Origin of the sequence: Paenibacillus sp. FSL M8-0228, assembly GCF_038007385.1 — a bacterium.
In the GTDB taxonomy this organism is placed as follows: domain Bacteria; phylum Bacillota; class Bacilli; order Paenibacillales; family Paenibacillaceae; genus Paenibacillus; species Paenibacillus polymyxa_D.
In genome coordinates this window covers 3,616,859-3,641,987 of the sequence record NZ_JBBOXA010000001.1, presented here as the reverse complement: position 1 = coordinate 3,641,987, position 25,129 = coordinate 3,616,859, and the positions used below count along the sequence as shown (strand labels likewise).

Below are 25,129 nucleotides of genomic sequence, written 5' to 3'. Positions count from 1 at the left end.
TTCCGAAAAATGGCGAAAGGGAGGTGGCTTTGATGTGTCAGTCAGGAGAAGGCAAACCGGAAGCTGGGCTACATGTACCGTCAGTAATGGATACGCAGTGCCCGTTTTGCAGCGTGCAATGTAAGATGACCGTTAGCACGGGTACAGAGACACTTGCGGGTATCATTCGTACAGTGTATAAGGCGGAAGGGAAGCATAATGCAGCCTCGCAGGGTAGGTTGTGCATCAAGGGAATGAATGCGCATCAGCATGCGACTCATGCGGAAAGGCTGGTACAGCCCCTCATTCGCAAAGAGGGCCAACTGGTTCCCGTCAAGTGGGAGGAGGCGTTGGATACTATAGCTAGCAGTTTCTCTACGCTACTGTCCACACAAGGTCCTGATGCAATCGGAATTTACGGTGGAGGTTCACTCTCCAATGAAACGGCTTATTTACTCGGCAAATTTGCAAGAGTGGCTGTAGGTACGCGTTATATCGACTATAACGGGCGCTTCTGCATGTCGGCAGCGGCATCCGCTGGCAGTAAAGTGTTTGGCATTGATCGCGGACTGACCTGCAGGCTGGCTGATATTCCGTTGGCTCGTTGTATTGTGCTCGCAGGTACGAATATCGCTGAATGCCAGCCGACCTTAATGCCTTACTTTCACCAGGCGAAGGAAAACGGCGCCTTTGTCATCGTAATTGACCCGCGCGCGACACCAACGGCGGCCGCCGCTGATTTGCACCTGCAAATCAAGCCGGGTACGGATGCTGTGCTGGCCAATGCCATGCTAAAGGTCATCGTGGATGAGGGATTTGCGAATGAAGAGTTTATCCGCAAGCGGACCAACGGCTATGACCAGCTGTTGACTCATTTGAAGGGTGTGGATCTGAGAGAATCGGCTGCGTTGTGCGGAATTGAAGTAGAAATGATCCAGCAGGCAGCACGTGCCTTTGGCAGTGTGGAGACGGGCATCGTTTTTACGGCCAGGGGTGTTGAACAGCAGACAGATGGACATATGGCGGTGCGTGCATTTCTTAATCTGGTGCTGGCCACTGGCAAGATTGGAAGGGAAGGATGCGGTTATGGAGCTATCACAGGTCAGGGAAACGGGCAAGGGGGACGAGAGCACGGCCAAAAGGCTGACCAGCTTCCTGGCTACAGATCGATTGAGGATGAAGAAGATCGAGCCTATGTGGCGTCCGTATGGGGAGTGAAACCAAGCAGTTTGCCAGGAAAAGGGGTGTCCGCCTATGAAATGATGGAGCTTGTCCATCAGAAACAAATCCAAGCTTTGTTCGTGATGGGCTCTAATCCTATTGTATCTAACCCGAATGTCCGGCTGGTGGAGAAAGCCCTCAAAAAGCTGAATCTGCTGGTTGTGGCGGATATGTTTCTCACGGAAACCGCGCGAATGGCTGACGTTGTTTTGCCTGTGACATCTTATTTGGAGAATACGGGGACGATGACCAATCTGGAGGGCCGCGTTCTGCTACGGGAAGCGGCGAGGCCCGCACCAGGCGAGGCTAGAGATGACTGGAACATTTTGTGTCAGGTGGCTGCAAAGCTAAACAAGGGCGGCTATTTCTCATACAGGGATGCTGAGCATATCTTTGAAGAACTACGGCTCGCCAGCCAGGGCGGTCCTGCGGATTACTACGGGATCACATACGACAGGCTGCGTCGTGAAGAAGGAGTATATTGGCCATGCCCGTCTACGGACAGAGCCGGTATGGATACAATGTTTCGGGAAACCTTTGCCCATTCTGATCAAAAGGCTGTTTTTACGGTGGTTGAAAGCTGTGGAGCAGGAGAGGAGATATCAGAGGAGTACCCGCTTATTTTGACGAACGGCCGTGTACTGGCTCACTATTTGACCGGTGCACAAACGCGCAGAAGTCCGTCGCTGGCCGCGCGAGAGATTGAGAATTATGTGGAAATTCATCCGCGGACAGCGCGACGCTGGCACATCAGGGACGGGGAGTGGGTAGAGATAGCATCACAGCGCGGCAGCTTCACTGTCCGCAGCCGGATCAAACCAGATATCCGCGAAGATACGCTCTTCGTGCCCATGCATTGGGGTGGGATACAAAATGTTAATCGGGCGACCCGCCCTGATCTTGATCCGTTCTGTCGGATGCCTGGCTTCAAAACGGCAGCTGTACGCATCCGTCCCCTTCATCTGGCTGCATCCGCAACCAGTGCAGATAACGAGGAATGGTCGGAGTTCTAGAGCAGGACGGAGTAAGTGACTTTTTCTTTGCATAAAAGGCCAGCCCCCTTGTATGAGTGAGGGAGCTGGCCTTTTTGAGTTGGACAGTTTAGGGCTCGTAATCACAGACTGCGTGACGCCAGTAATTATAAATGCAATCGGGTTTCAGATCTGTCTGCTTCCGTTTTTATTTCTGTTCTGAGCATGGCTTCCCGCCAGTGACAATACAAACCCCAGGCGTGCCCATTTTCTAGCAGCGGTTTGCAGGTATACAAACCTTCCTCTATGGAGTCAACTCGCCCTGCAACGAACAGCCGGACCGCACTGTTGAGTAACACTTGATTCGAAAAGGCTATAGAAGCTGTGCCTTGTAGCACTTCCTCCGTAATGCGCAGTTGTTCAGCGGGGGTCCAGTTATGCTCTGGTACCACCGAATCCAGTCCGTACATTTCCGGATCAATAACCTGTAATGATACCTCGCCGTTAGCAAGCAGGTAAGTCCGGGTCGGCCGATCGATGAACAGATCCTCCGATCCTTCGCTCCCTTGGACGATCAGAGCTCTGTGGTAATTCAGATTTTGTATGAGTTTCGCCGTCTTTTCGAACACAGTATTGTGGAAAACGCCGAATACAATATATGGGGAAGAACCGTAATCAACCAGTTTCTCGGCAGTATTCAGCACTGTGCGAAGCCCCAGTTCTTCGCGAATGGGCCGCATATCTCGCAGGGGCACACACCACTGTTCGGAGGCTACGAACAGTACACCAGTCAGCTTCGCGGCATGAACGGCGATTTCACGCGTCATGTTCCGGGGCGTTACCCCCATTTCCTGCAATAAAAGCGGGAGCGTAACACCCCATTTGGGAGGGAGGGGTGCACTACCATGCATCGTTACAGGAATTCCGCATGAGGCGAGTAGAAAGGCCGTTGCGAAGGTGGCAATAAATGAAGACTTCCTGCCATCATACGGACCGGCGAAATCAATACCTTTATGCATCGGGTAGCGATGGGTATATTTACGGCAGACGTTTACGAATGCTTCCAGCTCGCCAACACTCTCCATTTTAATGCGCTCCGCGGCAAAGAAAGCTCCGATTTGAGCAGGGGTTGCTGACTGGGTCATAATAAGTTCGGCAGCAGCTTCGGCTTCGGCGTAATTCAGATCCCGGGCGCCCCTTTTGCCACGACCCACTTCTTTTAATATTTCTATGATATTCATGTTCAGGCCCCTTTCAGATTTATGCTTTTAGCATTTGCTGTGCTTTGACGATGGAAATGGCCACATCAACGATACGTTTGCGTTCGTTCATTGCTTTTCTCCGCAGCACATCATATGCTTCCGCTTCCGGGATACCGTTTACTTCTCCAAGTATTCCTTTCGCCATATCAATCCATTTGCGTTCTTCCAACCGAGCGGTCAGTTGCTTGCGTTCACTTTGCCAGTGCTGGCGTTCAAAAAAGCGTTTGGCACTAAAATGAAGAGCCCAATTCAGCTCATGGGCTGCCATAGAAGGGGTTAGAATGCCATCAACAGTGACATCAGCTTCACAAGCCTCTGTCGATGATAGCGCTGATTCTGCGCTGCACCACCAGAGCAACGGAACCGCTTTGGCTTGCTCCAGCCTGCCACCCCACATGCTAATCATGCCTACAGGGATGTTTAGTACCGCCGCATCTGCATTAAGGATTAGCTGTTTGATTTCAGATTCATTGCGGCAGGGCAGAGTTAGGTATCCGTTGGATTCTAAAAGGTGTTCAGGTCCTGCCTGCCATGAGGAAACGGCGTGTGTCTGCTCAGATACATGATCAGAATGTAAGTGAATTACCAACAAGGAACGCAAGCGGGCTCCTCCTCTCTGTAATATGAAGGGTAGTTAGCGATGGGGATGGTATTCATTGATAACAAATATGACATGTGATTTTATCCGTTTGCTTTATTTTTCCACCATCATCAAGTTGAAACGGACTTTTAAACCATTTTGGCGTGTTTTGGTCTGAAAATCAATCCTAATTTTGTAGGGGAGTGATATTTTATACGTCATAGACATGTTACATGGTGATAAAATATAATTTTTTATAAGTTTATGCGTTAGGAATGTTGACATATCATTTGAACCATTATATATTAGCTACAATACTTTTTAATTCCATACTCTGATGGATACAACGGCGTATTCGATGAAACGGCAATGGAGCCTGTTTTCTCATGTGGGGGGATATTTTGAATCCCCATATGTGAAGCGGGCTTTTTATGTTTTGAGGATACCAATGGAAGGGGAGTGACCTGATGAACAATATCCAAAAGTTAGTGTTGATCGGCAACGGAATGGCGGGGATACGCACTCTCGAACATTTGCTGAAGCTTGCACCAGGTAGCTATGAGATTACGGTATTCGGGGCCGAGCCCCATCCAAACTATAACCGGATCATGCTGTCTTCCGTTCTGGCGGGAGGGGCTGGTTTGCAGGATATTGTCATCAACGACTGGAGTTGGTATGAAGACAACAATATTCGATTGTATACCGATGATCCTGTCACAGCTATCGACACGGAAAAGCAGCAGGTGACATCACGCTCCGGCGTATGCATCTCTTATGATTTGTTGTTGTTGGCAACGGGGTCTAAAGCGTTTATTCTGCCGCTTCCAGGGGCCGACAAGGATGGTGTTATCGGTTTCCGGGATATTCGTGACTGTGAAACGATGATGGAGACGGCGAAGACGCACAAAAAAGCAGCCGTCATCGGTGGCGGATTGCTTGGACTAGAGGCAGCCAGGGGGCTGCTTAACTTGGGGATGGACGTCACAGTTATCCATATTAACGGATATATTATGGATCGGCAGCTGGATGAGGCTGCTTCCCTTATGCTACGGCGCGAGCTGGAAGAGCAGGGAATGACATTTCTGGTCAATAAGCGGACGGCGGCTATAACAGGACGTCGCCGCGTGGAAGGGTTGAAATTTGCCGATGGCAGCGAGTTGGAAGCGGATCTGATCGTTATGGCGGTAGGCATCAAACCAGACATTGAACTGGCGGTGTCGGCGGGAATCCCTGTAAACCGCGGGATCATCGTAAATGATCACATGGAAACGAATATCCCCGGCATCTACGCCGTTGGAGAATGTGCAGAACACCGGGGAATCACTTACGGGCTGGTTGCTCCATTATATGAGCAAGGTGGTGTACTGGCTCAGCGACTCGCGGGAATGGAGACTCCCGGCTACAGTGGTTCAGTTACCTCGACAAGGTTGAAGGTATCGGGTGTCGACGTGTTTTCAGCAGGGGATTACAAGGATGAACCGGGAACACGTTCCCTGCGGTATCAGGATGATATTGGTGGCGTCTACAAAAAAATCGTAATCAAGGAAGAAAAACTGATCGGAGCCGTTCTGTTTGGGGATACGTCTGACGGAGCCATGCTGTTTTCGTTGATCAAAAGTGGCGAGTCGGTGGTTGGCCGAGAGAAAGAGTTATTACTTGGCTTCAATCCCGGTCAACCAGAAGCTAGTGGCTCCATGATGCTGGAGCAGATGCCTGATGACGAAATTGTATGCGGATGTAATGGTGTATCCAAGGGTGACATTGGAGAGGCGGTTGCGGCTGGCTGCCGGAGTGTCGGGGAGATTAAGGCATGCACAAAAGCATCGGCATCATGTGGCGGCTGCAAGCCATTAGTGGAGGGACTCTTACAGCTATACGCAGGCGCAGAAGCCGGAGAAACGATGAAAGAGGGTATTTGTAGTTGTACGACGCTTGACCGGGAAGCGATCATTGATGGCATTCGGGAGATGGGATTGAAGAGTGTCAAAGAAGTGATGAATGTGCTGGGATGGAACGAACCGGAAGGTTGCACTAAATGTCGGCCGGCCCTCAATTATTATCTAGGTATGCTATGGCCACTAGATTATGAAGATGAGAAGGAATCCAGATTTACGAATGAACGGTACCATGCCAATATACAAAAAGATGGCACCTATTCTGTCGTGCCCCGCATATATGGAGGAGTTACTTCACCTGCCGACCTGAAGAAAATTGCTGCTGTCGCGGAGAAATACAATGTGCCTCTGGTTAAATTTACGGGTGGTCAACGTCTTGACCTGCTTGGTGTGAAAAAAGAGGATTTGCCAGGGATCTGGGCCGAGTTGGATATGCCGTCTGGATATGCCTATGGAAAGACGCTGCGAACGGTTAAGACGTGTGTAGGTAATACCTTTTGCCGCTTTGGCACGCAGGATGCTATGGGGATGGGCATCCGGTTGGAAAAGGCATTTGAACGTCTGAATGCTCCATCCAAAGTCAAACTGGCTGTGTCCGGTTGCCCGCGTAACTGCGCTGAAGCGACGATCAAGGATTTGGGCGTCGTTGCTATTGACGGTGGCTGGGGGATCTACGTTGGAGGTAACGGGGGTATCAAGGTTCGGGCAGCTGAACTACTTTGTACCGTTAGAACCGAGGATGAAGTGATGGAATGGACCGGTGCCTATCTGCAGTATTATCGTGAGCAGGCCAATTGGAACGAACGCACAGCCCATTGGTTGGAACGGGTCGGAGTGGAATCCATCAAACAGGCACTTTCGGATGCAGAGACGAGGAAGCAACTGGTGACCAGAATTGAAGAGACATTAAGCACGACGACTGATCCGTGGCACGAAATTATTCACAACAAAGAGCTGCGCAAAAATTTTGTGCAGCTGCCGGAACTTAAGCCAGTAATGGAATAGGGGGCTGACAAAATGGAGACCAATACGACAACCAACAGAATCAGAATAGCTAATTTGAACGAAATTGACCGACGTGGAGCAAGGACAGTTCGCATTCATGATACAGAAATAGCTGTATTCCGTCTGAGCGATGGCAGCGTGCATGCACTTGAGAATCGTTGTCCGCACAAAGGGGGACGGTTATCCGAAGGAATGATATGTGGCTCAGCAATCCATTGTCCGCTCCATGACTGGAAAGTTGACCTTTCCACTGGCCGGGTGCAAGAGCCAGATACTGGATGTGTGACTGCTTACCCGACGGAGATTGACGGTGAGAGCGGGGCGGTTTATATCGTAATCTAAGAGTTCTATGCGTATTGTGCTGAGGTCCTGTTTTTTTTCTTCTATATAAATAGAAGGATTAAGGTGAAAAGCTTTGCTGAAGAAAAAATGACATTGTTAAATTACAACGATCTGAGTATACAGAAAAGTCGACCCTATCTTTCCGGGCGGCTTTTTTATCTTATAAGTATCATTTTGATTAAAAAACAGGATAACTGGATTTATCTCTAGACAAACAAAAAAGCCTTGAATATCAAGGCTTTTGACGAATAGGACGGATGGGGATCGAACCCATGACCCTTACCCTGTCAAGATAATGCTCTCCCGCTGAGCTACCGTCCTTCGGTTATTAGATAATATCATGTATTAACCATATATGTAAAGTGAAAAAATAGAAGTCAGCCTGTACTTCATGACCATTTATATATATAATTCGAATTTAGTGAGTTTACAAATTTGGAGTTAATGATAGGGGGAACAGGTGATGGCCGCAGAAATTATAAGTGTAACAACAGAGGAGCAGCTACAGGAGGCAATATCGATCCGTACCAAAGTGTTTGTCGATGAGCAAAAGGTTCCTCTCGATTTAGAAATTGACCATTATGACAAGCTGGGAGATACGGCCCATCATTTGCTAATTTGTGAACATGGTGAAATGGTGGCCACTGGTCGGTTGACATACTATGAGGAAGATACAGCTAAAATGCAACGTATTGCCGTTCTCAAGGAGCATCGTGCCGCAGGCTATGGACGTGTATTACTGCTAGCACTGGAGGAACGTGCACGTGAATTGGGGTTAAGATACTCGTTGCTAGATGCCCAATGTCAAGCCGAGAAGTTTTACGAAAAGCTTGGCTACGAGACGATCTCCGATGAACCTTTTGACGATGCGGGAATACCGCATGTTCGTATGCGCAAAAAGTTGTAGTCGGCAGCGCAAGGTGCATACAAATCTGTACAATGCGCATGCTAGTAAAAGTTCCTCCACTATACTATGGATAAGGAGCGATACAGCATGGCTAATACAGAACGGGAGCAAATTACAGCAGTACGTAAAAACGGGGATGGCGACCTTATGTCTTTTCAGACATCTACCGGTCGGATTTTAGATTATAGCCAGGCTTTGAATGAGATTGAGACAGGCTCAATTGCAGGCGTTAACGTTTTCAAGGCCAAGGATGGCAGCAAACGAATTCGGGGAGATGCCGACGGAGATCCTTCTAATAACCTGGATCAACTGCCATTGTTCTGACCTTAACTCGCAACACTAGCATTATATTTAAAAACAGCAAGCCGCCTGGCTTTCCTACAAAGGATAGCCAGGCGGCTTTTTGTTAATTGTTAAGCTGTATTTAGCATGCTACTCTGCACGTTCCAACTCTGCAAGTTGATATAATCGTTGCTGTTCCAGAAAGGACATGACGCCAGCTTTATCCCTGAATTGTTCCATATCATCACTATAGTGCATCAGACGAATCAACTCTTGAAGAGATGGCGCCAAGCTTAGCAGCTCGTCCAACGTCGTATGGACTTCTCCGGCACCTTGTAATTGAACCTCATGCAGAATACTCCGACATCCTCGTTCATGCACCAGATGATGAAGCAAATCAGGGTCAAAAACCATATCTGCACTATAAAAAAGGCGGTCATTTATGAATAAGGAATAACTGTTTTTACCAGGAATATGCCGTGTAGGGATCAGCTCCACCTGGATACCGGATACTAATGTAGTGGGCACGCCAGGCGTTATTACGTTTACCTCGAATACATCTTCAAGCTTGTCAATCATACCCTGCTGTGACATCCCGCCCTTGAGTGTATGCTCCCATAAAGGGTGGATTAGGGGTTCGGCGATATAAAGTAGAGGCTTGCGACGATGGAGAATGTTCATTTGAAAACCGAATTCCTCCAAACCTCCGACATGATCTGCGTGAATATGTGTGATTAAGATGGCGTCAATATCAGGCAAAGGGACGCGCATTTGGTGTAATGCTAACGAAGCGGTTGTACCACAATCGATTAGCAGTTTGCCTTCTCCGCTGTCCAGCAGCGCGTTGTTGTTGTAATAATGCTTGGCAAAGGCACTGCCTGTGCCAAGCATTTGTATCGTTAGGCTCATTATGGATTTATCCTCCAGACTTTGTGTACTAGAACATTCTACAGTCGTATTTTACCACCTATGCTGCTGGAACTAAAGATTTGGCTTCTTATGTAAAAACTTTGGACAATTTGTGAAACACAGCGCAACTTGTGCGGCTGAGCTAGGTATAAATGTACGACAGAAGGTTTTTAACAGATGACGATGGAGGGATTAGTAGTGATGAAATGGAGAAGAGTGATGGCCCTAATGATGGCCTTTTCAATAATGGGAGGAACCGCCATTTCGGCGGAATCCGCCAAGGACCAAGTGCAGTTGATTATTAATGGAGAGGTGTCAAAAGATGGTGCAGTTGTCATTGATGGGAAGACCTATGTGCCCATCCGTGATTTTAACGGACTTGTAAATTTTGATCCATCCGGTGGAAAAGTTGTTTTCGACCAGCCTAACGTGCATATGTTCCTGTTCAAGGGAGATACTGTGTTTGGTAACGTGAATAAAGGCAATAAAGTGAAATTTAATGTATTTAGTCAAATTGATACCTTGAAAACAGATATCTCCGGAGTGAAGGTAGCGATCACCGACCCTTCGGGCAACGTGAAGGATATTCAGTCCCAAGATATCAAAGGAGCGCAAAAGGATAACTTCTGGTTCCGTACGAACGACTTTACGTATGATTTCAAAACAGCAGGGAATTACCGGGTTGGTTTCTACATTAAAGAGAGCAAAGACGGCAGCTATACCTTGGTGTCCGAAAAAGTCATTACAGCGATAAATTAGGCATACCACAAATTGACCTGCACCCTTGATCATGTTACGATACGGGGGAAAATAAAACAATTTGAAGGTAGGTATTTCCATGAGTGATCACAAACATGAACACGGTGAAGCCTGCAACCACGATCATGACCACGAACATGAAGAAATGGTTCTTACGCTAACTGATGAAAATGGTAAAGATGTAGAAATGGTGCTGGTAGAGACCTTTGATGTAGAAGATCACGTTTATGCTCTTCTGCTTGAGCGAGGCAATCCCGAAGCGGATGGCATTATTCTTCGTATGGAAGAAGAAAACGAAGAAATGGTGCTTTACAATATTGAGGACGAAGATGAGTGGAAACGTGTAGAAGCTGCATATAGCGAGCTTGTTGCCCAATACGAATAGAATTGGATGTAGTAGCTGTTATAGTTCTTTAAGAAAAAAAGCCCCCAAATGGAGGCTTTTTTTCTTGACTATCAATATATTTTGTAAGCATGTGTTGTCCGATCAATATTATGAAATAGCGTCAGTCTCGACGATAACCTTCACCTGATGTACTGTTCGGTCCTCGGGTCCTTTAACAGGCAGGCCTACTTCTACATGATCAACAATATAATCAATATTGTCCTGCGAAATAACTTCTCCTGGCAGTAAGATCGGAATACCCGGTGGATACACATAAATGAATTCTGCAATAATGCGACCAGCAGATTCCTTGAAGGGCACGATTTCCGTATCTCCATAAAAAGCGTCTCTTGGAATGAGGGAGAGCTGAGGGATATCTGGTATCTTTACAACCAGCTCATGCTCCTGACCTGTGGAATAGTGCAGAGAAGCCAGCTCACGCAGAGCTTTCAACAAAATTTCAATTTCCTCTTTGGTATCCCCAGGGGTCACCAAACAGAGAATATTGTACATATCGCTAAGTTCAACCTCGATATTATAGTGATCTCTCAGCCAATTTTCCACATCGTATCCGGTAAGGCCCAAATGGCGGATATGAACCGTAATTTTGGTTGGATCATAATCGTAGGTAGCTTCCGTGCCGAGAATTTCACTACCAAAGCAATATAGCCCTTCAATCTTGTTAACCTCTGAGCGGCAATATTCAGCCAAATCAAGGGCGCGTTGTGCTATTTCATGACCGTTAAGGGCCAGATTACGTCGGGATGTGTCTAACGAAGCCAAAAGAATATACGAAGTCGACGTTGTTGTCAGCATACTGAAAATCGTTTGTACACGCTGCGGATTAACGAATCCGTTTTTCGTATTTACATTCAGGATTGAGCTTTGAGTCAAGGAACCACCCAGCTTGTGAACGCTTGTAGCTGACATGTCTGCTCCCGCCTCCATGGCGGACATCGGTAGATCAGAGTGAAAATGAATCAGTACTCCATGAGCCTCATCGACCAGGACCGGCACATTATAGCTGTGAGCGAGATCTACAATTTCCTTCAAATCGGCGCACACACCGTAATATGTCGGGTTGATAACAAGGACGCCCTTGGCGTCAGGGTGGCGTTCCAATGCCCGGCGTACGGACTTGGTTGTAACCCCGTGGTGAATACCGAGATTCTCATCACTGACTGGAGAAATGAATACCGGCTTCGCACCAGCGAAGATAATGGCAGACATTATAGATTTGTGTATGTTTCGGGGTACAATAATTTTATCACCAGGCATGCAAATCGACATAATCATGGTGATGATGGCTCCGCTTGTCCCCTGTACACTGTAATACGTATAATCAGCTCCGAAGGCCTCTGCTGCAAGCTTTTGAGCTTCTTCGATGACGCCTGAAGGCTGATGCAGATCGTCCAATGGAGCGATGTTGATCATATCTATGGAAAAGGCATTATCCCCCATAAATTCGCGAAATTCCGAATCTGCTCCCACTCCCTTTTTATGACCTGGGATGTGAAATTGAACCGGGTTGCTCTGAGCATGCTTTTTCAAAGCAGTAAAAAGCGGGGTGTTGCTTTGATTCATTAGTGTTGTCACAACCTTTCGTGCAGGATTTCGACAATCCTGTGCAAGTGATAATAGAACAAAATTGAGTATAGCAGTTTAAAGTAGGAATGCAAGCGATTGAGGGCGCATTTATTTGCGAAAGAGTGGAGTAGGCGGAGAACCCGGTCTTTATAGCCAAAAAATGAAGGTGGAGGATGTGGATTAGATGAGACAAATAGGACGAAAAAAAGCTCCGCAGCGGTTGTGGACTCCTTTTTTCACTAAATTATGGGTTTTGGTATTTCTGGTCGAATTTATGAAAGGATCTCTTCTGGTATCCATCCTGCCGGTATATATGGGAGAAACGCTTGGTTTGTCGGCTGGGGTTATTGGTTTGGCCTTTTCACTTCAGTATTTTGGAGACAACGCGTTTCGGGCACCGGCGGGCTGGATGGCTGAACGACTCGGCTACCGTGGAACCATGTCGACCGCGCTGTTGTTTACGCTTGTAGCGATTATTATGCTGAGCGTACTGACAGAGCCCGTGTGGCTCGTCGTCGCGTGTCTGCTACTCGGTCTAGGTACTTCTCCGCTCTGGCCTTGTGTTATGACCGGAACGACTGAAATGTCCGGGCCTAATAACAGCAATGGCGCGGCGATGGGTACACTGGAAATTGCGTCTATGGGCGGAACAGGATTGGGCCCGCTCATTATGAACTTCGCCATATCCCACTATGGACATTCTTACGGCATGGTGTTCATGATGTTGATAGGATGCAGTATTGTGTTGTTGTTGGTTGCTCTCATGCTGCCAGGACCGAAAAGGTCTGCTGACAAAGTTGACCTCGAACAGAGCGCTCTAGTGTCGTCTGATGGGTACATAAAGCAGAAGCGGGGGATTCTAAGGGGAATCCAAGAGACGATCGGCGTACTCAAAACAAAGCTTAACGTCAATCCGTTAATTTACCCGGCGCTGTTTTTGCAGTCTTTTGTTATCGGTTTGATCAGCCCAGTACTTACGCTATACGCTCGGACGGACCTTGGGATTTCACCGAACCTGTACAGCGTGCTCCTGATTGCAGGCGGTGGGGTGACTGTGCTGGCACTGATCCCTTGCGGCAAATTGGTCGACCGACTTGGAACGGAGTATTTTCTACATGTTGGCTTTTTGTTAGCCGGAATTACGCTGTTTTTCTTCTCAATCGTTCGATCTATTCCGCTGGTGTTTGTATCCGTAGCGCTTATTGGTTTGGGATATGCGCTCATTTTGCCTGCATGGAACACGTTTCTTGCCCGACTGATTCCGGAAAACGAGCGAGCAACGGTATGGGGCTTTTTTTTAACACTTCAAGGCTCCGGCATGGTTATAGGCCCGCTCGTTTCAGGAGTGCTATGGGACCGTGCTGGACACACAGCTCCATTTATCATCAGTGGGGTCGTGATGCTGCTCATGTTTGGCTGCCACTTGGCTCTGGCGCGGAATCCACGCAGGAAGACTGTGGAGGCCTGAACAGCGCCTTGAAAAGCAGCGAGGGCTACTCTTTCGAGAAAGACATTCGGTACAGCGGCAGCAAATGCTCAAAGGTGGAACGCACCGTCTGCAGCAATGCTGCTCCGTCACTGGCGAGAGGGTCATTACGATCAATACGGAGCCCACACATGACCTCGGCTTTTTTTACCTGTTGCAGCTTTTGGATGATCGTTTGAAACTCTTCAGTGTCCATGTGCTGCTGTTCTGTACCTTCTGGAGCCATATGATCCATGGACCAGTAAAAATGGCCCGGTATGTTAGAGCGCACATCGCTCAGGTTGGCTTCAAGCGCCTGGGCAAACGTTATTTTATTGGGACTTTCATAAATGACTGCGAATATGGCGAAAATATGGGAAGCAAACATACCTACCTCGAAATGGGGCAACGCCTTATACCCGCGTTTATTTGCCGCCCAGGCTACCCATGTATCTATCGGGGGATTGACTTTGCGTCGTGCATGCTTGGCAACGTGAACATGCATAGGCTCCCCACATAAATCTGTTAGAAATGGAGCTAATTCCTCGCCAATCGCTTCCAGCTTGGGCCGAACCTGCTGAATCAGTACTTCCATACGAGGCTCCAACCCCGGTATTTCAAAAACATCGAAGTCCTTTGCAGTAAATCCACTAAATGTCATTCCTTTTCCTCCTGTAAATGGGTTAAGCCATTTCGTGTGGCGTAATATGTCCGATTATAGCATAATGTCAGCGGGCTTGACCGACTTTAGGCCAGGCTCGGTACAAGCATATAAGGCAAAAGTAGGATTGTGCGCTGTTACTCATAAAAATAGGTCAAATAACCAAGTACCCTTACATAAAATGAAGTATAAAATAGAGCAAGGGAAGATCAAGCGGGAAAGCCGCAGGCTTGCTGTAGCCGGACTTCTTGAATCGGACTTGAAAAAGGAGGGAATGCCGTGAACAAGGGCTGTGAGGTAGAATATTGCAATCTAGAGCTCCGGTTTAGCCGTCGGCATATCCATAATCTGATCAAGGATTTGATATCGGAAGGGTATTCGCTGTACTGGAGCGAGGATGAGTCGTATCTGGTTTTGTCGGTGAGAACCGGGCGCAAGCTGGTGAAGCTCCGTTTTCAACAATTGCGCACAGGACACTACAAGCTGGCTGGAGATTATGTAATTCGCGATGCCAAGCTGGCTGAGTGGCTGGAGAAGCTGATTGGAAGCACCCGGGGCCATGCCATTGTCAAAAGAGTCAAGGACCATCATATTTTAGTAGAAAATATTTTGTTTGGTGAGGTCATTCGTCTGGTCGAGGTTACAGGCTTTAAGCAGCGTGTTATTTATCAGAAGGGACCGGTGCTGTCAGCACAGGAAATGGAGGATATGTACGCTTCCAATGAAGGAGAAACCCGACTGCTGCTGCTTAAAATGGAAGTGGACGATGCATTGGAGAAGCTGTTCACAGCGATGACAGATGGAGATAAGGCTGAAATCGGGAATTGCCATGAGCGCCTGCAAACGCTATCCCACCAACTGCTGATGATGGAAGCGTAGTACATCTGAACACCTCATGTAAATGGGGTGTTTTCATCTGTGAATAGACAGGGGTTCACTTCTTACACCAAAAACGTTAAAATAGAAGTGCACGTATTCCGATTCACATAAAGTGTAATGCGGTAAAGCGGCGATATAGAAGACAAAATATGTTGCAAAGGATGAGGAACCAGATGGCAAAACAGCAAATTGGTGTGATCGGCCTGGCGGTAATGGGTAAGAATTTAGCCCTTAATATTGAGAGCAGAGGCTTCACTGTCTCGGTTTTTAATCGTTCTCCAGAAAAAACGCACGATCTTATCAAAGAAGCAGAAGGTAAAAAACTGACGGGTACTTTCTCCATTGAAGAATTTGTGAACTCATTGGAATCGCCCCGTAAAATCCTGATCATGGTTCAAGCTGGTAAAGCTACAGATGCCACGATTGAACAGCTTGTGCCTCATCTGGACAAGGGCGACATTATTATAGACGGAGGCAATGCCTACTTCCCTGATACACAGCGCCGCAGCAAGGAGCTGGAGGAAAAAGGACTTCGCTTTATTGGTACAGGCGTGTCCGGTGGTGAAGAAGGTGCCTTGAATGGTCCTGCGATCATGCCGGGTGGACAAGAAAGTGCCTATAAACTGGTAGAGCCGATTCTAACGGCAATCTCTGCTAAAGTGGAAGGCGACCCATGCTGTACATATATCGGTCCCGACGGTGCTGGTCACTATGTAAAAATGGTGCATAACGGTATCGAATACGGTGACATGCAATTGATCGGTGAAGCGTATCACCTGTTAAAATCAGTCCTAAACGTGAATGCAGAAGAGCTGCATGAAATCTTCACGGAATGGAATAAAGGGGAACTGGACAGCTACCTGATCGAAATTACAGCTGACATCTTCTCCCAGTACGATGCTGAAACAGGCAAGCCAATGGTAGATGTTATCTTGGATGCTGCAGGTCAAAAAGGTACAGGTAAATGGACAAGCCAAAGCGCTTTGGATCTGGGTGTGCCATTGTCCATGATTACTGAATCTGTTTTTTCCCGCTTCTTGTCTGCTATGAAAGACGAGCGCATTGCGGCAAGCAAAGTGCTGAGCGGTCCTAATGCTGAGTCCTTCAGCGGCGACAAGAAAGAATTTATCGAAAGCGTACGTAAAGCACTGTTTGCAAGTAAAATTGTGTCCTATGCTCAAGGTTTTGCTCAAATGCGAGCAGCTTCCGATGAATATGATTGGGATTTGAAATACGGAAAAATCGCTATGATCTTCCGCGGCGGTTGCATTATCCGCTCGCAATTCCTGCAAAATATCAAGGATGCATATGACCGCGATCCTGCCTTGAAAAACCTGTTGCTGGATTCTTACTTCAAAAATGTAGTTGAAACGTATCAAGATGCATGGCGTCAAGTGATTTCCGTGGCTGTATCCCAAGGTATTCCAGTGCCTGGTTTCTCCAGCGCGCTTGCATACTATGACAGCTACCGCACTGAGCGTTTGCCAGCAAATCTGTTGCAAGCACAACGTGACTACTTTGGTGCCCATACGTTCAAACGTGTGGACAAAGAAGGCGTATTCCATCATCAATGGTTCTAATGAACGAACGGATATGTATGAATAGCATTATGTAATACAACGGAAGCTTTTTTGCCCTATGGGTAGAAGAAGCTTCCGTTTTTTAATTTATAATTATGGATACGATTATGATGGCAGTAGAGGATTGTGTAATCTTTTGGCGCTATGGTATGATAGGGACAAAAGATTTTAATGCATTACCGCGTCTAAGCTTTGAGTCAAAACAAAAAAAGACGGGAAGGTTCCCGTCTCTTTTGTGAAGTAGGTTTTCTATTGCTCCTGTGACCATTGCAGCATGCCGCCAGTCATGTTAGTGCAGCCTTCATAACCTAGCTGCTGTAGATATTCGCAGGCTCGTTCACTGCGATAACCACTCCGGCAAATAAAGATAATTTCACCGGTGCGTTCAATTTCTTCAAGACGACCCGGAAGCTGTCCGAGCGGAATGTGCTTGGCACCTTCAATCATGCCTTCCGCTACTTCTTCCGCTTCGCGGACGTCAATTAGTTGCAATTGCTCTCCTGCTTGCAGACGTGCGCGCAACTCAGAAGGTTCAATCAGGGCGATTTGCGTCATGGCCGGACCTCTTTTCTGATATATAATGGGTGCTGCGTATGTTTTTGACGTGTGCAAAATGTCACACACACTCTATGTATGATAGCTAAGCTATCTCTAGGCTGTCAATCAGCTTAATCCTGAAGGCAGGTATAGATTAAATAACCGACGGGATTCACTCGGGTGGCCTAGATTAATATTTCTTATTTTTTGGGTGGAGAAATGAATGCTACAACTTGTATAATTAACGTATAATTTGATGGTTGAACCGAAAAGGAGCATGTACATTATGGATGTTATCGTTAGACCTACCCCTTCCTTACAAGGAGAGATTGGGGCCCTGTCCTCCAAAAACTACACTACTCGTTATCTGCTCACTGCGGCACTTGCTGAGGGACAAAGTACCATTTATTATCCTGCCCATAGTGAAGACAGTGATGCTATGCGTCGTTGTATCGCCGATCTGGGTGCAGTACTGGAAGAGGATGATGAAAAAATAGTTATTACAGGTTTTGGTAGCCATCCTCAAGCTGTGAAGGAATTGAATGTGGGAAACGCAGGAGCGGTGCTCCGTTTTTTGATGGGTATTGCATCTCTATGTCCGGATGTTACATTTGTTAATACATATCCCGACTCATTGGGTAAGAGACCACATGATGATCTAATCGATGCACTGGGGCAACTGGGTGTGAAAGTAGATCATCGTGAAGGTAAGTTGCCAATTCGTATTCAGGGTGGTCAGGCGAAGGGCGGTAAAATTCAGGTGTCCGGCTCGGTTAGCTCACAATATTTGAGTGCCTTGCTATTCCTTACGCCTTTACTGGAGGAAGACAGTGAAATCGAAGTGCTGCATGATTTGAAATCCAAGGTGGTCATTGGGCAGACCCTGGAGGTATTGCAAGAGGCTGGTATTATCATTCATGCAAGCGATGATTACATGTCTTTCCGTGTCCCGGGACGGCAATCCTATCAGCCACGTACATATACGGTACAGGGAGACTATCCAGGGAGTGCAGCGGTGCTAGCGGCTGCTGCAGTAACGAATTCTGATGTTACCATTCATCGTCTTAAAGAGCAGAGCAAACAGGGAGAACGCGCTATCGTAGATGTGTTGCGTATGATGGAAGTGCCACTGACACATGAGAACGATACCGTTGTCGTGAAGGGCGATGGCCGATTGAAAGCTGTCGAATTTGACGGTGATGCTGCAACAGACGCTGTGCTCGCAATGGTGGCTGCGGCTGTATTTGCTGAAGGCACGTCCCGTTTTTATAACGTGGAGAATTTACGGTATAAGGAGTGTGACCGCATTACCGATTATTTGAATGAGCTGACCAAGGCTGGAGCTCGGGTAGAAGAACGTCAAGCGGAAATTATCGTACATGGCAGACCGGAGGGTGTCGAAGGTGGCGTGGAAATTAACGCGCATTTTGATCACCGTGTTATTATGGCCTTGACGATTGTCGGTTTACGCGCACAGAAGCCGTTAGTGATCAAGGATGCACATCATGTTGCCAAATCGTATCCGCAGTATTTTGACCATCTAACGGCGCTTGGTGCTTCTGTAGAATGGGTAAAGTAAAAGCAAACGAAGATACGAATAGGAGGGAACAGGATGGCTTTTGAAAATCCGTCGAGAGAAGAGATTAAAAGCATTTTGGAACAAGTAGGCAATATTGCGGTTGTTGGTTTGTCTGATAAATCGGACCGTACCTCATACATGGTTTCTTATGCCATGCAGAAACGGGGATATCGGATTATTCCGGTTAATCCTGCGGCGGCAGGGCAAACGATTCTTGGGGAGACTTGCTATGCCAGTCTTGCTGAAGTACCTGAGCCTGTGGAGCTGGTCAATGTATTCCGCCGCAGTGAATACTGTGCAGAGGTTGCGCGTGAAGCAGCTGCTATTGGAGCTAAGGTTTTGTGGCTTCAACAGGGAATTATAAGTCAGGAAGCCGCTGACATTGCGCAGGAGCATGGAATGACGGTTATTATGGATCGTTGCATTAAGGTGGAGGACTCAGTGACCCAGGCTGTGCGTAAAGGATAAACATGGATCAGTAATCTGTGCTATACGCAGATGAATAAAAACCTTCTTCCCTTGCTTCACAGGGTTGAAGGTTTTTGGTGCGAAATGAGGAATATGGTACAGTATATTATCCTCTCGGGAATCCATATAATGTATGTATGCCATAGTGTTATCTTGTGATGATAAAGCTTTGGACCTGTAGTAGCGTAGATAAATATTTTTGCAGGATGGAATCATTGCTTTGACAAAAGTATTTATTCGGCTTACCATCAGGGATAGAAAGGAGAGGAATGCCATGAATTGGCTCGGATCCTTACAACAGCTCGGTCGTGCTGTCATGCTCCCGACGATGGTGCTACCAGCCGCTGCAATATTGCTAAGTCTCGGCAGCCTTCCTTGGTCGACATGGGGATTCCCCATGGTGTCTGATATGGCAAATGCGGCAGGACACGGGATTTTTTATTTTTTGCCATATTTGTTTGCGGTTGGTGTTGCCCTGGGTATGTCGAATCAGGCAGGTCAGGCGGGACTGGCAGCATTGGCTGGTATGGCTATATACGATCAGGTTACATTGAGATTTGGAAACGGACTCATTCAACCAGCGACGCTCATTGGTATCATTTTGGGGGTCATTTCAGGGGTGGCCTATAATCGTTTCAAAAGCATCAAATTGCCCGAGGTGCTTCAGTTTTTTGGGGGTACCCGATTTGTTCTGCTGCTTATTGGCCTCTTCTCGGCTGTGTTTGCAGGACTCATGCTAATTATTGCCCCACTCATACAGAGAGGGCTGCAATTTATAGTAGGTTTGGAATCGAGCTTGGGCGGCTTTGGACTGTTTATCTACGGTATTCTATACCGGCTACTGGCTGCCTTTGGTCTTCACCATCTGCTTAATAATATTTTTTGGTTTCAACTGGGTACATATAAAACACCGTCTGGTAACGTTGTGCAGGGAGATTTACCCCGGTTTTTTGCTGGCGATCCGACAGCGGGCTATTTCATGTCCGGGCTGTTCCCCATTATGATGTTTGCGATCCCTGCCATTGCGCTGGCGATCATTCAGGAAGCGCGTGAAGATTTGAAGCCAAAGGTGCAAAAAACATTTTTGACAGCTGCGCTTGTTTGCTTTTTTACTGGAGTGTCGGAACAGATTGAGTTTGCCTTTTTGTTTGCTGCTCCTTATTTGTTCCTCGTTCATGCAGTTATGTCTGGGCTGGCCATGTGGCTTACCTTTGAGCTGGATATTCATCACGGATTTTCCTATTCGGCGGGTTTTATAGATTATGTCCTTAATTTTCATCTCTCACATAACGCCTGGTTGTTAATTCCAGTGGGAGTCGCGTACGGGCTTGTGTATTATGTACTGTTTCGATGGGCTATCCGGCGGTTCCGTATTCCAACTCCTGGACGCGAGGAAGGTTCGGTTCTGGAGGATTGGGCCGGCAATATTCCTTATAGTGCTCCGCTTATTTTGGAAGCACTTGGCGGGAAGGAAAATATTGTGCAAGTAGAGGCCTGCATCACACGTTTGCGGCTGACCGTCCACAATGACAGGCTGATTGATACCGGAGCGATGAAGGCTTTGGGATCGGCTGGGCTTATCAATCTGGGTGGGGGTAATTTGCAGGTTGTATTCGGAACGTATTCAGAACTGATTCGTGAGGAAATCGCGAAGCTGATGGAGCGTGATCTCCCTCAAATTTTGTTCAACGCTCCTGTACATGGAAAAATGCTACCGATTCATGAAGTGCCTGACAAAATTTTTGCGACGAAGCTGGTTGGGGACGGTGTTGCTTTTGTTCCTGAACGCGGTGAACTTGTTTCTCCGGTGTATGGTACTGTGATGCATTTGTATCCGACCATGCACGCTTTAGGCATCTCCACACGAGAAGGACTTGAAGTTCTACTTCACATCGGGATTGATACTTCACAGCTAAAAGGGAATTTTACTGCTATGGTAGAAGCAGGCGATACGGTGGAACCGGGGCAATTGCTGATCAAATTTGATTTGCAGGCGCTACGAGAGCAAGCTCCATCGCTGGTGACTCCTATGGTCATCACGAATCCGGATCGCGTCAAGTCGTGGAGCTTTGCTCCGTTTAAAACAGTGAAAAAAGGTCAGGCCTCGGTAATGTCCGTTGTGCTGCATGACAGGAATGTTGGAGGGGTAGAAACATGATAGAAGGCATCGGCGCCGCAGCAGGTGTGGCAATCGGGAAGGCATTTGTCCTGCCGAGCTGGGAGTGGGATTTACCTGATCAAAAAATGGATGCGGTAGATCTTGCAAAGGAATTTGAACGTTTGTATGAAGGGATACGCACATCCAAAAGTGAAATCCAGTTTATTAAGGATGAGTTTCGAGAGATGGTGGGGCCAGAAGAATCCAGCATCTTTGATGCTCATCTTGCGATATTGGAAGATCCGGAATTCATGAATGAAATTCGTGGAATTATTGAGCGTCAGTACAAGGCGGCCGAGGTGGCCGTGAAGGAAGCCATTGATCATTTTGTGACAATGTTTGATTTACTGGACGATGAATATATGAAGGAGCGGGCAATCGATATCAAAGATGTGGGGAACCGGCTGCTCAAGCATTTGCTGGGTGCACCGGAGGTGACTCTTCCCAAGGACACACAGCCCTATATTCTGGTAGCCAAGGAGCTCTCACCCTCCCAGTCGGCACACTTGAATCCTAGCTATGTTTTAGGGATTGTAACTATGAATGGTGGTAAAACTTCGCATTCTGCGATCATGGCCCGTGCACTTGGGATTCCACTCGTTTCAGGACTGGAGAGCAATCTGAATTTGCCCGTTCAAACGGGAGACATAATGGTTGTGGACGGAGACCTGGGCAAAGTTTATGTGAATCCGGAAAAAACGGTAACTGATCATTATAAAATTTTGCGCGACGAGCAGCGACGTAGAAAAGAGCAGCTTCAGGTACTTGCTTCTGTAGATGCCGTGACTAAGGATGGAACCACCCTGAGGCTGGCGGCCAATATTAGTTCGATTAAAGAGCTGGAGGCAGCTTTGAAGCATGGCGCTCAAGGTGTAGGACTGTTCCGCACGGAATTTTTATACATGGATCGCAAATCTGCTCCAGATGAAGAGGAACAGTATGAAGTATATCGGCTGATAGCAGAAAAGGCAGGAAACCACTCTGTGGTCATCCGTACCTTGGATATCGGTGGAGATAAGCCGTTGGACTATCTTCAACTACCAGAGGAAGAAAATCCTTTTCTGGGTTACCGTGCTATACGGATCAGTCTGGATTGGAAAGAATTGTTTAAAACCCAGTTGACTGCAATTTTGCGAGCCAGTGCAATGGGAAATATCAAGGTAATGTATCCGATGATCTCATCTGTAGAGGAGGTCCGCCAGACAGATGCTCTTTTGAAGGAGGCTATGGCGGATTTGGATGCAAGAGGGCTTGCCTATAATCCGAACATTCAGCGAGGAATTATGATTGAGGTACCGGCTGCAGCGATGATCGCTGATTTATTGGCAGCTGAAACCAATTTTTTTAGTATCGGAACGAATGATCTGGTTCAATATGTGCTGGCTGTAGACCGTATGAATGAGCAGATTGCACATATGTACCATCCATACCATCCAGCTGTACTTCGAATGCTGCGCATGACTGCACAAGCGGCACATCAAGCAGGAATTGATGTGAGTGTATGTGGTGAGATGGCTGGAGATGAACGGTCCGTTCCGCTTTGGCTGGAACTGGGGATACATCAACTCAGCATGTCTCCCCAATCTTTATTGCGGGTCAAGCATCGTGTGCTGAATACGACTGCATCTGAGGCAACGACGGTCGCTCAGGTTTGCTTTGGCATGTCCACTGGTGCAGCGATTGAAGACAAGCTGACTGCAGCTAATGTCAGCTGCACTCCGGCCGGGCCTGGACGGCAGTAATATGTAATGTCCGCAAAGCTTCGCAATTAGCATACACTTTTGGGGGGAGCCAAAAACTCCATACTGTTAGACTTGTCGTGACAAACCTTAATGGCGTAGCATGATTTGGACGAAAAAGAACCTTCAAAACCACCTCATTCATGGTTTTGAAGGTTCTTTTTTCATCTTGTTGACAGTCTGTTGTGATTACGGTTTAGGTGTTATCTGCTAACAAATCGCAGAACGCTTTTCCGTAAGGTGGAAGATCAGGCGGCCGACGAGCAGAAACAATATGTCCGTCCGTCACAACAGCTTCATCCTTCCAGGTAGCTCCTGCATTTTCCATATCATCACGAATACCTGGTGTGGAGGTTACCGTAACACCATCCAAAATTTTAGCAGAGATCAGTACCCAGCCTGCATGGCAGATTTGTCCAATTGGCTTATGAGCAGCATGAAACTCCTGTACGAGTTGAATGACCTTGGGATAGCGGCGCAGTTTATCAGGTGCCCAACCACCAGGGACAAGAATCCCGTCATAATCACTGCTATTCAGTTCCTCAAAGGCATATTCCGCTTCGGCAGGTACGCCATATTTTCCAATATATTTTTTACCCTTTTCCGCACCGGCTAAATGCACTTCTGCGCCTTCTTCACGAACACGGTAAATCGGATACCACAGCTCCAGATCCTCGAATTCCTCATCCACTAGGGCGATAACCTTTTTTCCGGCAAGTCTTGACATCCAACCATCCTTTCGTGCGTCACATGATGACACCTCTGTTTTGTAATCTGTACTTTTACATCTTAAGAAAAAGAACGCCCGAAGTCCATTCCTTCGCAGATTCTTATGTTAGTAGTCTGCTCTTTGACGGCAATTGTCGTCATTTTCTGACCCGCCAAAGCTTTGGTAATTTGTTCATAGCTGCAACGTGTGGAAGGATTTGAAGTCCCAAAGTCGAAATAAAACAAGGTATGATAGATTTAATGGAGTTAACAAATATTTATTAGACTAGTAGATAGATATATTTGGATTCTGATGAGATCCTCGTATAGTTTGATCCTACGTAATGAGGTGGTTAAATGCAAAAGCAATGTCAATGTGGCAAACCGATGGGACTGGAACTGCGAAAGGTAATCTATGCGGACAAGGTTGAAATTTTGCACGTCCCTGTATTCTCATGCTCGTCATGCTTTTCCAGTGAGGTTTTGCAGCATGTGACGAAGGACATTAAGGCACTATTACAAAGTCTAGGGAGCAAACCTACGGCGCGGAGAATTTCTTTTGCTCGCAACAATGAACTGGCAGAAATCATTCGCAAGCTTGTACTGGAGGAAGCGGACAATCCCAATGTAGATTGGCAATCTGCTTTGGAGGAGCGGATGGAGCTTCGAATTAATCTCTTACTGGATCTTTATCGCTATGCGAGAAGTCTGGGAGACGAAGATTGGATGAATGATGTAGAGAAAAAATTGGTCCAATTATCCGGTTTTACCAGTGAATCGGTATTTACAAATACTAAAAACTAAAAAATATGAAAATTTTCATGGTCACCATTGGATTTTACATGTTCTTTTTGTTACGATGGGAATAGGCCATACGACAAGACACAGAAAGGAATGTATATCCAATGGCGACGATGACAAAAATGACTACTGTTCAACAATTAGATACGGCTCTGGAAGCGTCATCAGACAAGCCGTTGCTTCTCTTTAAACATAGCACACGTTGTCCGATAAGTGCAGGCGCATATCAGGAAGTGGAGTCCTATTTGCATGACGCTCCCAACGAAAATATTGAATACGGTATCATTTATGTAGTAGAAGATCGGCCGGTGTCCAATGAAACCGCGGACAGGCTTCAGGTAAAGCATGAATCTCCGCAGGCCATTTTAATCAAGGGCGGAGAAGCTGTTTGGCATACATCCCATTCGAATATTACAGCCCGTGCACTCCACGATCATCTCACATAGATAGAATGTGTGCTGTCGTTGCAT

General features: G+C 47.1%; 23 protein-coding genes and 1 tRNA gene. 16 read left to right on the top strand and 8 right to left on the bottom strand.

The window, feature by feature from the left end; all coding sequences use genetic code 11:
* Positions 1 to 32: 32 nt before the first annotated feature.
* Complete coding sequence (gene nasC, locus MKY98_RS16220) at positions 33 to 2,213, top strand: assimilatory nitrate reductase catalytic subunit NasC (protein WP_069010590.1); 2,181 nt, start codon at positions 33 to 35, stop codon at positions 2,211 to 2,213.
* A gap of 125 nt (positions 2,214 to 2,338) precedes the next feature.
* Here the strand turns inward: nasC and MKY98_RS16215 are convergent, their stop codons facing one another.
* Together MKY98_RS16215 and MKY98_RS16210 are read right to left on the bottom strand one after the other, a co-directional pair.
* Positions 2,339 to 3,412 (bottom strand): anthranilate phosphoribosyltransferase, encoded by a 1,074-nt coding sequence (locus tag MKY98_RS16215; RefSeq protein WP_069010567.1) that lies wholly within the window; start codon positions 3,410 to 3,412, stop codon positions 2,339 to 2,341.
* Positions 3,413 to 3,431: 19 nt separating this feature from the next.
* Entirely contained in the window at positions 3,432 to 4,034 is a 603-nt protein-coding gene (locus MKY98_RS16210; protein WP_069010568.1) for an ANTAR domain-containing response regulator, read from the bottom strand.
* 446 nt (positions 4,035 to 4,480) lie between these two features.
* On the opposite strand from MKY98_RS16210, the gene nirB reads away from it, so the two are divergent.
* Positions 4,481 to 6,913, top strand: coding sequence for a nitrite reductase large subunit NirB (gene nirB, locus MKY98_RS16205; RefSeq protein ID WP_069010569.1), 2,433 nt, complete (start codon positions 4,481 to 4,483; stop codon positions 6,911 to 6,913).
* A 12-nt stretch (positions 6,914 to 6,925) separates the two neighbouring features.
* A complete protein-coding gene (gene nirD / locus MKY98_RS16200) occupies positions 6,926 to 7,255 on the top strand; it encodes a nitrite reductase small subunit NirD (RefSeq protein WP_029517667.1) in 330 nt (109 codons plus the stop codon).
* 249 nt (positions 7,256 to 7,504) lie between these two features.
* On the opposite strand, the gene MKY98_RS16195 is transcribed toward nirD, so the two are convergent.
* Positions 7,505 to 7,576 (bottom strand) — tRNA-Val (locus MKY98_RS16195).
* 142 nt (positions 7,577 to 7,718) lie between these two features.
* Between MKY98_RS16195 and MKY98_RS16190 the strand changes: the two genes are divergently transcribed.
* A complete protein-coding gene (locus MKY98_RS16190) occupies positions 7,719 to 8,162 on the top strand; it encodes a GNAT family N-acetyltransferase (RefSeq protein WP_029517666.1) in 444 nt (147 codons plus the stop codon).
* Positions 8,163 to 8,249: 87 nt separating this feature from the next.
* Positions 8,250 to 8,486: a DUF3892 domain-containing protein gene (locus MKY98_RS16185; RefSeq protein WP_069010570.1), complete on the top strand. Its 237-nt coding sequence runs from the start codon at positions 8,250 to 8,252 to the stop codon at positions 8,484 to 8,486.
* Positions 8,487 to 8,594: 108 nt separating this feature from the next.
* Here the strand turns inward: MKY98_RS16185 and MKY98_RS16180 are convergent, their stop codons facing one another.
* On the bottom strand, positions 8,595 to 9,353 hold the full coding sequence (locus MKY98_RS16180) for an MBL fold metallo-hydrolase (protein WP_069010571.1): 759 nt from the start codon (positions 9,351 to 9,353) through the stop codon (positions 8,595 to 8,597).
* Positions 9,354 to 9,554: 201 nt separating this feature from the next.
* On the opposite strand from MKY98_RS16180, the gene MKY98_RS16175 reads away from it, so the two are divergent.
* Complete coding sequence (locus tag MKY98_RS16175) at positions 9,555 to 10,112, top strand: hypothetical protein (RefSeq protein WP_013310940.1); 558 nt, start codon at positions 9,555 to 9,557, stop codon at positions 10,110 to 10,112.
* Positions 10,113 to 10,191: 79 nt separating this feature from the next.
* Positions 10,192 to 10,497, top strand: a complete 306-nt coding sequence (locus tag MKY98_RS16170; protein ID WP_007431055.1) for a DUF1292 domain-containing protein — start codon at positions 10,192 to 10,194, stop codon at positions 10,495 to 10,497.
* Positions 10,498 to 10,605: 108 nt separating this feature from the next.
* Here the strand turns inward: MKY98_RS16170 and MKY98_RS16165 are convergent, their stop codons facing one another.
* Entirely contained in the window at positions 10,606 to 12,081 is a 1,476-nt protein-coding gene (locus tag MKY98_RS16165) for an aminotransferase class I/II-fold pyridoxal phosphate-dependent enzyme (RefSeq protein WP_029517663.1), read from the bottom strand.
* Between the two features lie 187 nt (positions 12,082 to 12,268).
* Here MKY98_RS16165 and MKY98_RS16160 point away from each other — a divergent pair, with 187 nt between their 5' ends.
* The gene (locus tag MKY98_RS16160; protein ID WP_029517662.1) at positions 12,269 to 13,552 is read left to right on the top strand and encodes an MFS transporter; all 1,284 of its coding nucleotides are present in this window, start codon (positions 12,269 to 12,271) and stop codon (positions 13,550 to 13,552) included.
* Positions 13,553 to 13,577: 25 nt separating this feature from the next.
* Here the strand turns inward: MKY98_RS16160 and MKY98_RS16155 are convergent, their stop codons facing one another.
* Complete coding sequence (locus MKY98_RS16155; protein ID WP_069010572.1) at positions 13,578 to 14,210, bottom strand: YktB family protein; 633 nt, start codon at positions 14,208 to 14,210, stop codon at positions 13,578 to 13,580.
* A gap of 279 nt (positions 14,211 to 14,489) precedes the next feature.
* On the opposite strand from MKY98_RS16155, the gene MKY98_RS16150 reads away from it, so the two are divergent.
* Together MKY98_RS16150 and gndA are read left to right on the top strand one after the other, a co-directional pair.
* Positions 14,490 to 15,089, top strand: coding sequence for a hypothetical protein (locus tag MKY98_RS16150; protein ID WP_039270817.1), 600 nt, complete (start codon positions 14,490 to 14,492; stop codon positions 15,087 to 15,089).
* A gap of 173 nt (positions 15,090 to 15,262) precedes the next feature.
* The gene (gene gndA, locus MKY98_RS16145; RefSeq protein WP_013310934.1) at positions 15,263 to 16,669 is read left to right on the top strand and encodes an NADP-dependent phosphogluconate dehydrogenase; all 1,407 of its coding nucleotides are present in this window, start codon (positions 15,263 to 15,265) and stop codon (positions 16,667 to 16,669) included.
* A gap of 249 nt (positions 16,670 to 16,918) precedes the next feature.
* On the opposite strand, the gene MKY98_RS16140 is transcribed toward gndA, so the two are convergent.
* On the bottom strand, positions 16,919 to 17,224 hold the full coding sequence (locus MKY98_RS16140) for a rhodanese-like domain-containing protein (protein ID WP_010345522.1): 306 nt from the start codon (positions 17,222 to 17,224) through the stop codon (positions 16,919 to 16,921).
* Between the two features lie 268 nt (positions 17,225 to 17,492).
* Here MKY98_RS16140 and aroA point away from each other — a divergent pair, with 268 nt between their 5' ends.
* The 4 genes from aroA to ptsP all read left to right on the top strand — a co-directional run bounded on the left by aroA (position 17,493) and on the right by ptsP (position 23,153).
* Positions 17,493 to 18,785 carry a 3-phosphoshikimate 1-carboxyvinyltransferase gene (aroA, locus tag MKY98_RS16135; protein ID WP_069010573.1) on the top strand — a complete coding sequence of 431 codons (1,293 nt, stop codon included), beginning with the start codon at positions 17,493 to 17,495 and terminating at the stop codon, positions 18,783 to 18,785.
* Positions 18,786 to 18,818: 33 nt separating this feature from the next.
* Positions 18,819 to 19,253, top strand: coding sequence for a CoA-binding protein (locus tag MKY98_RS16130; protein ID WP_069010574.1), 435 nt, complete (start codon positions 18,819 to 18,821; stop codon positions 19,251 to 19,253).
* A 274-nt stretch (positions 19,254 to 19,527) separates the two neighbouring features.
* On the top strand, positions 19,528 to 21,411 hold the full coding sequence (locus MKY98_RS16125) for a glucose PTS transporter subunit IIA (RefSeq protein ID WP_023989337.1): 1,884 nt from the start codon (positions 19,528 to 19,530) through the stop codon (positions 21,409 to 21,411).
* Complete coding sequence (gene ptsP, locus MKY98_RS16120) at positions 21,408 to 23,153, top strand: phosphoenolpyruvate--protein phosphotransferase (protein WP_069010575.1); 1,746 nt, start codon at positions 21,408 to 21,410, stop codon at positions 23,151 to 23,153. The genes MKY98_RS16125 and ptsP overlap by 4 nt, the downstream gene beginning before the upstream one ends.
* A 193-nt stretch (positions 23,154 to 23,346) precedes the next feature.
* Here ptsP and MKY98_RS16115 read toward each other — a convergent pair whose 3' ends face one another.
* Positions 23,347 to 23,877, bottom strand: a complete 531-nt coding sequence (locus MKY98_RS16115; protein WP_029517654.1) for a type 1 glutamine amidotransferase domain-containing protein — start codon at positions 23,875 to 23,877, stop codon at positions 23,347 to 23,349.
* Positions 23,878 to 24,215: 338 nt separating this feature from the next.
* On the opposite strand from MKY98_RS16115, the gene MKY98_RS16110 reads away from it, so the two are divergent.
* Together MKY98_RS16110 and ytxJ are read left to right on the top strand one after the other, a co-directional pair.
* Complete coding sequence (locus MKY98_RS16110; protein ID WP_039270826.1) at positions 24,216 to 24,662, top strand: hypothetical protein; 447 nt, start codon at positions 24,216 to 24,218, stop codon at positions 24,660 to 24,662.
* 101 nt (positions 24,663 to 24,763) lie between these two features.
* Positions 24,764 to 25,105: a bacillithiol system redox-active protein YtxJ gene (gene ytxJ / locus MKY98_RS16105; RefSeq protein WP_069010576.1), complete on the top strand. Its 342-nt coding sequence runs from the start codon at positions 24,764 to 24,766 to the stop codon at positions 25,103 to 25,105.
* The last annotated feature ends 24 nt before the right edge of the window (positions 25,106 to 25,129 follow it).

Coding starts and splice junctions, on each gene's coding strand:
- nirB (WP_069010569.1), top strand. CDS start 4,481: ATGAACAATATCCAAAAGTTAGTGTTGATCGGCAACGGAATGGCGGGG.
- MKY98_RS16110 (WP_039270826.1), top strand. CDS start 24,216: ATGCAAAAGCAATGTCAATGTGGCAAACCGATGGGACTGGAACTGCGA.
- MKY98_RS16185 (WP_069010570.1), top strand. CDS start 8,250: ATGGCTAATACAGAACGGGAGCAAATTACAGCAGTACGTAAAAACGGG.
- MKY98_RS16115 (WP_029517654.1), bottom strand. CDS start 23,877: ATGTCAAGACTTGCCGGAAAAAAGGTTATCGCCCTAGTGGATGAGGAA.
- MKY98_RS16215 (WP_069010567.1), bottom strand. CDS start 3,412: ATGAATATCATAGAAATATTAAAAGAAGTGGGTCGTGGCAAAAGGGGC.
- MKY98_RS16180 (WP_069010571.1), bottom strand. CDS start 9,353: ATGAGCCTAACGATACAAATGCTTGGCACAGGCAGTGCCTTTGCCAAG.
- MKY98_RS16130 (WP_069010574.1), top strand. CDS start 18,819: ATGGCTTTTGAAAATCCGTCGAGAGAAGAGATTAAAAGCATTTTGGAA.
- ytxJ (WP_069010576.1), top strand. CDS start 24,764: ATGGCGACGATGACAAAAATGACTACTGTTCAACAATTAGATACGGCT.
- MKY98_RS16155 (WP_069010572.1), bottom strand. CDS start 14,210: ATGACATTTAGTGGATTTACTGCAAAGGACTTCGATGTTTTTGAAATA.
- nasC (WP_069010590.1), top strand. CDS start 33: ATGTGTCAGTCAGGAGAAGGCAAACCGGAAGCTGGGCTACATGTACCG.
- gndA (WP_013310934.1), top strand. CDS start 15,263: ATGGCAAAACAGCAAATTGGTGTGATCGGCCTGGCGGTAATGGGTAAG.
- nirD (WP_029517667.1), top strand. CDS start 6,926: ATGGAGACCAATACGACAACCAACAGAATCAGAATAGCTAATTTGAAC.
- MKY98_RS16170 (WP_007431055.1), top strand. CDS start 10,192: ATGAGTGATCACAAACATGAACACGGTGAAGCCTGCAACCACGATCAT.
- aroA (WP_069010573.1), top strand. CDS start 17,493: ATGGATGTTATCGTTAGACCTACCCCTTCCTTACAAGGAGAGATTGGG.
- MKY98_RS16190 (WP_029517666.1), top strand. CDS start 7,719: ATGGCCGCAGAAATTATAAGTGTAACAACAGAGGAGCAGCTACAGGAG.
- MKY98_RS16175 (WP_013310940.1), top strand. CDS start 9,555: ATGAAATGGAGAAGAGTGATGGCCCTAATGATGGCCTTTTCAATAATG.
- MKY98_RS16140 (WP_010345522.1), bottom strand. CDS start 17,224: ATGACGCAAATCGCCCTGATTGAACCTTCTGAGTTGCGCGCACGTCTG.
- MKY98_RS16125 (WP_023989337.1), top strand. CDS start 19,528: ATGAATTGGCTCGGATCCTTACAACAGCTCGGTCGTGCTGTCATGCTC.
- ptsP (WP_069010575.1), top strand. CDS start 21,408: ATGATAGAAGGCATCGGCGCCGCAGCAGGTGTGGCAATCGGGAAGGCA.
- MKY98_RS16165 (WP_029517663.1), bottom strand. CDS start 12,081: ATGAATCAAAGCAACACCCCGCTTTTTACTGCTTTGAAAAAGCATGCT.
- MKY98_RS16160 (WP_029517662.1), top strand. CDS start 12,269: ATGAGACAAATAGGACGAAAAAAAGCTCCGCAGCGGTTGTGGACTCCT.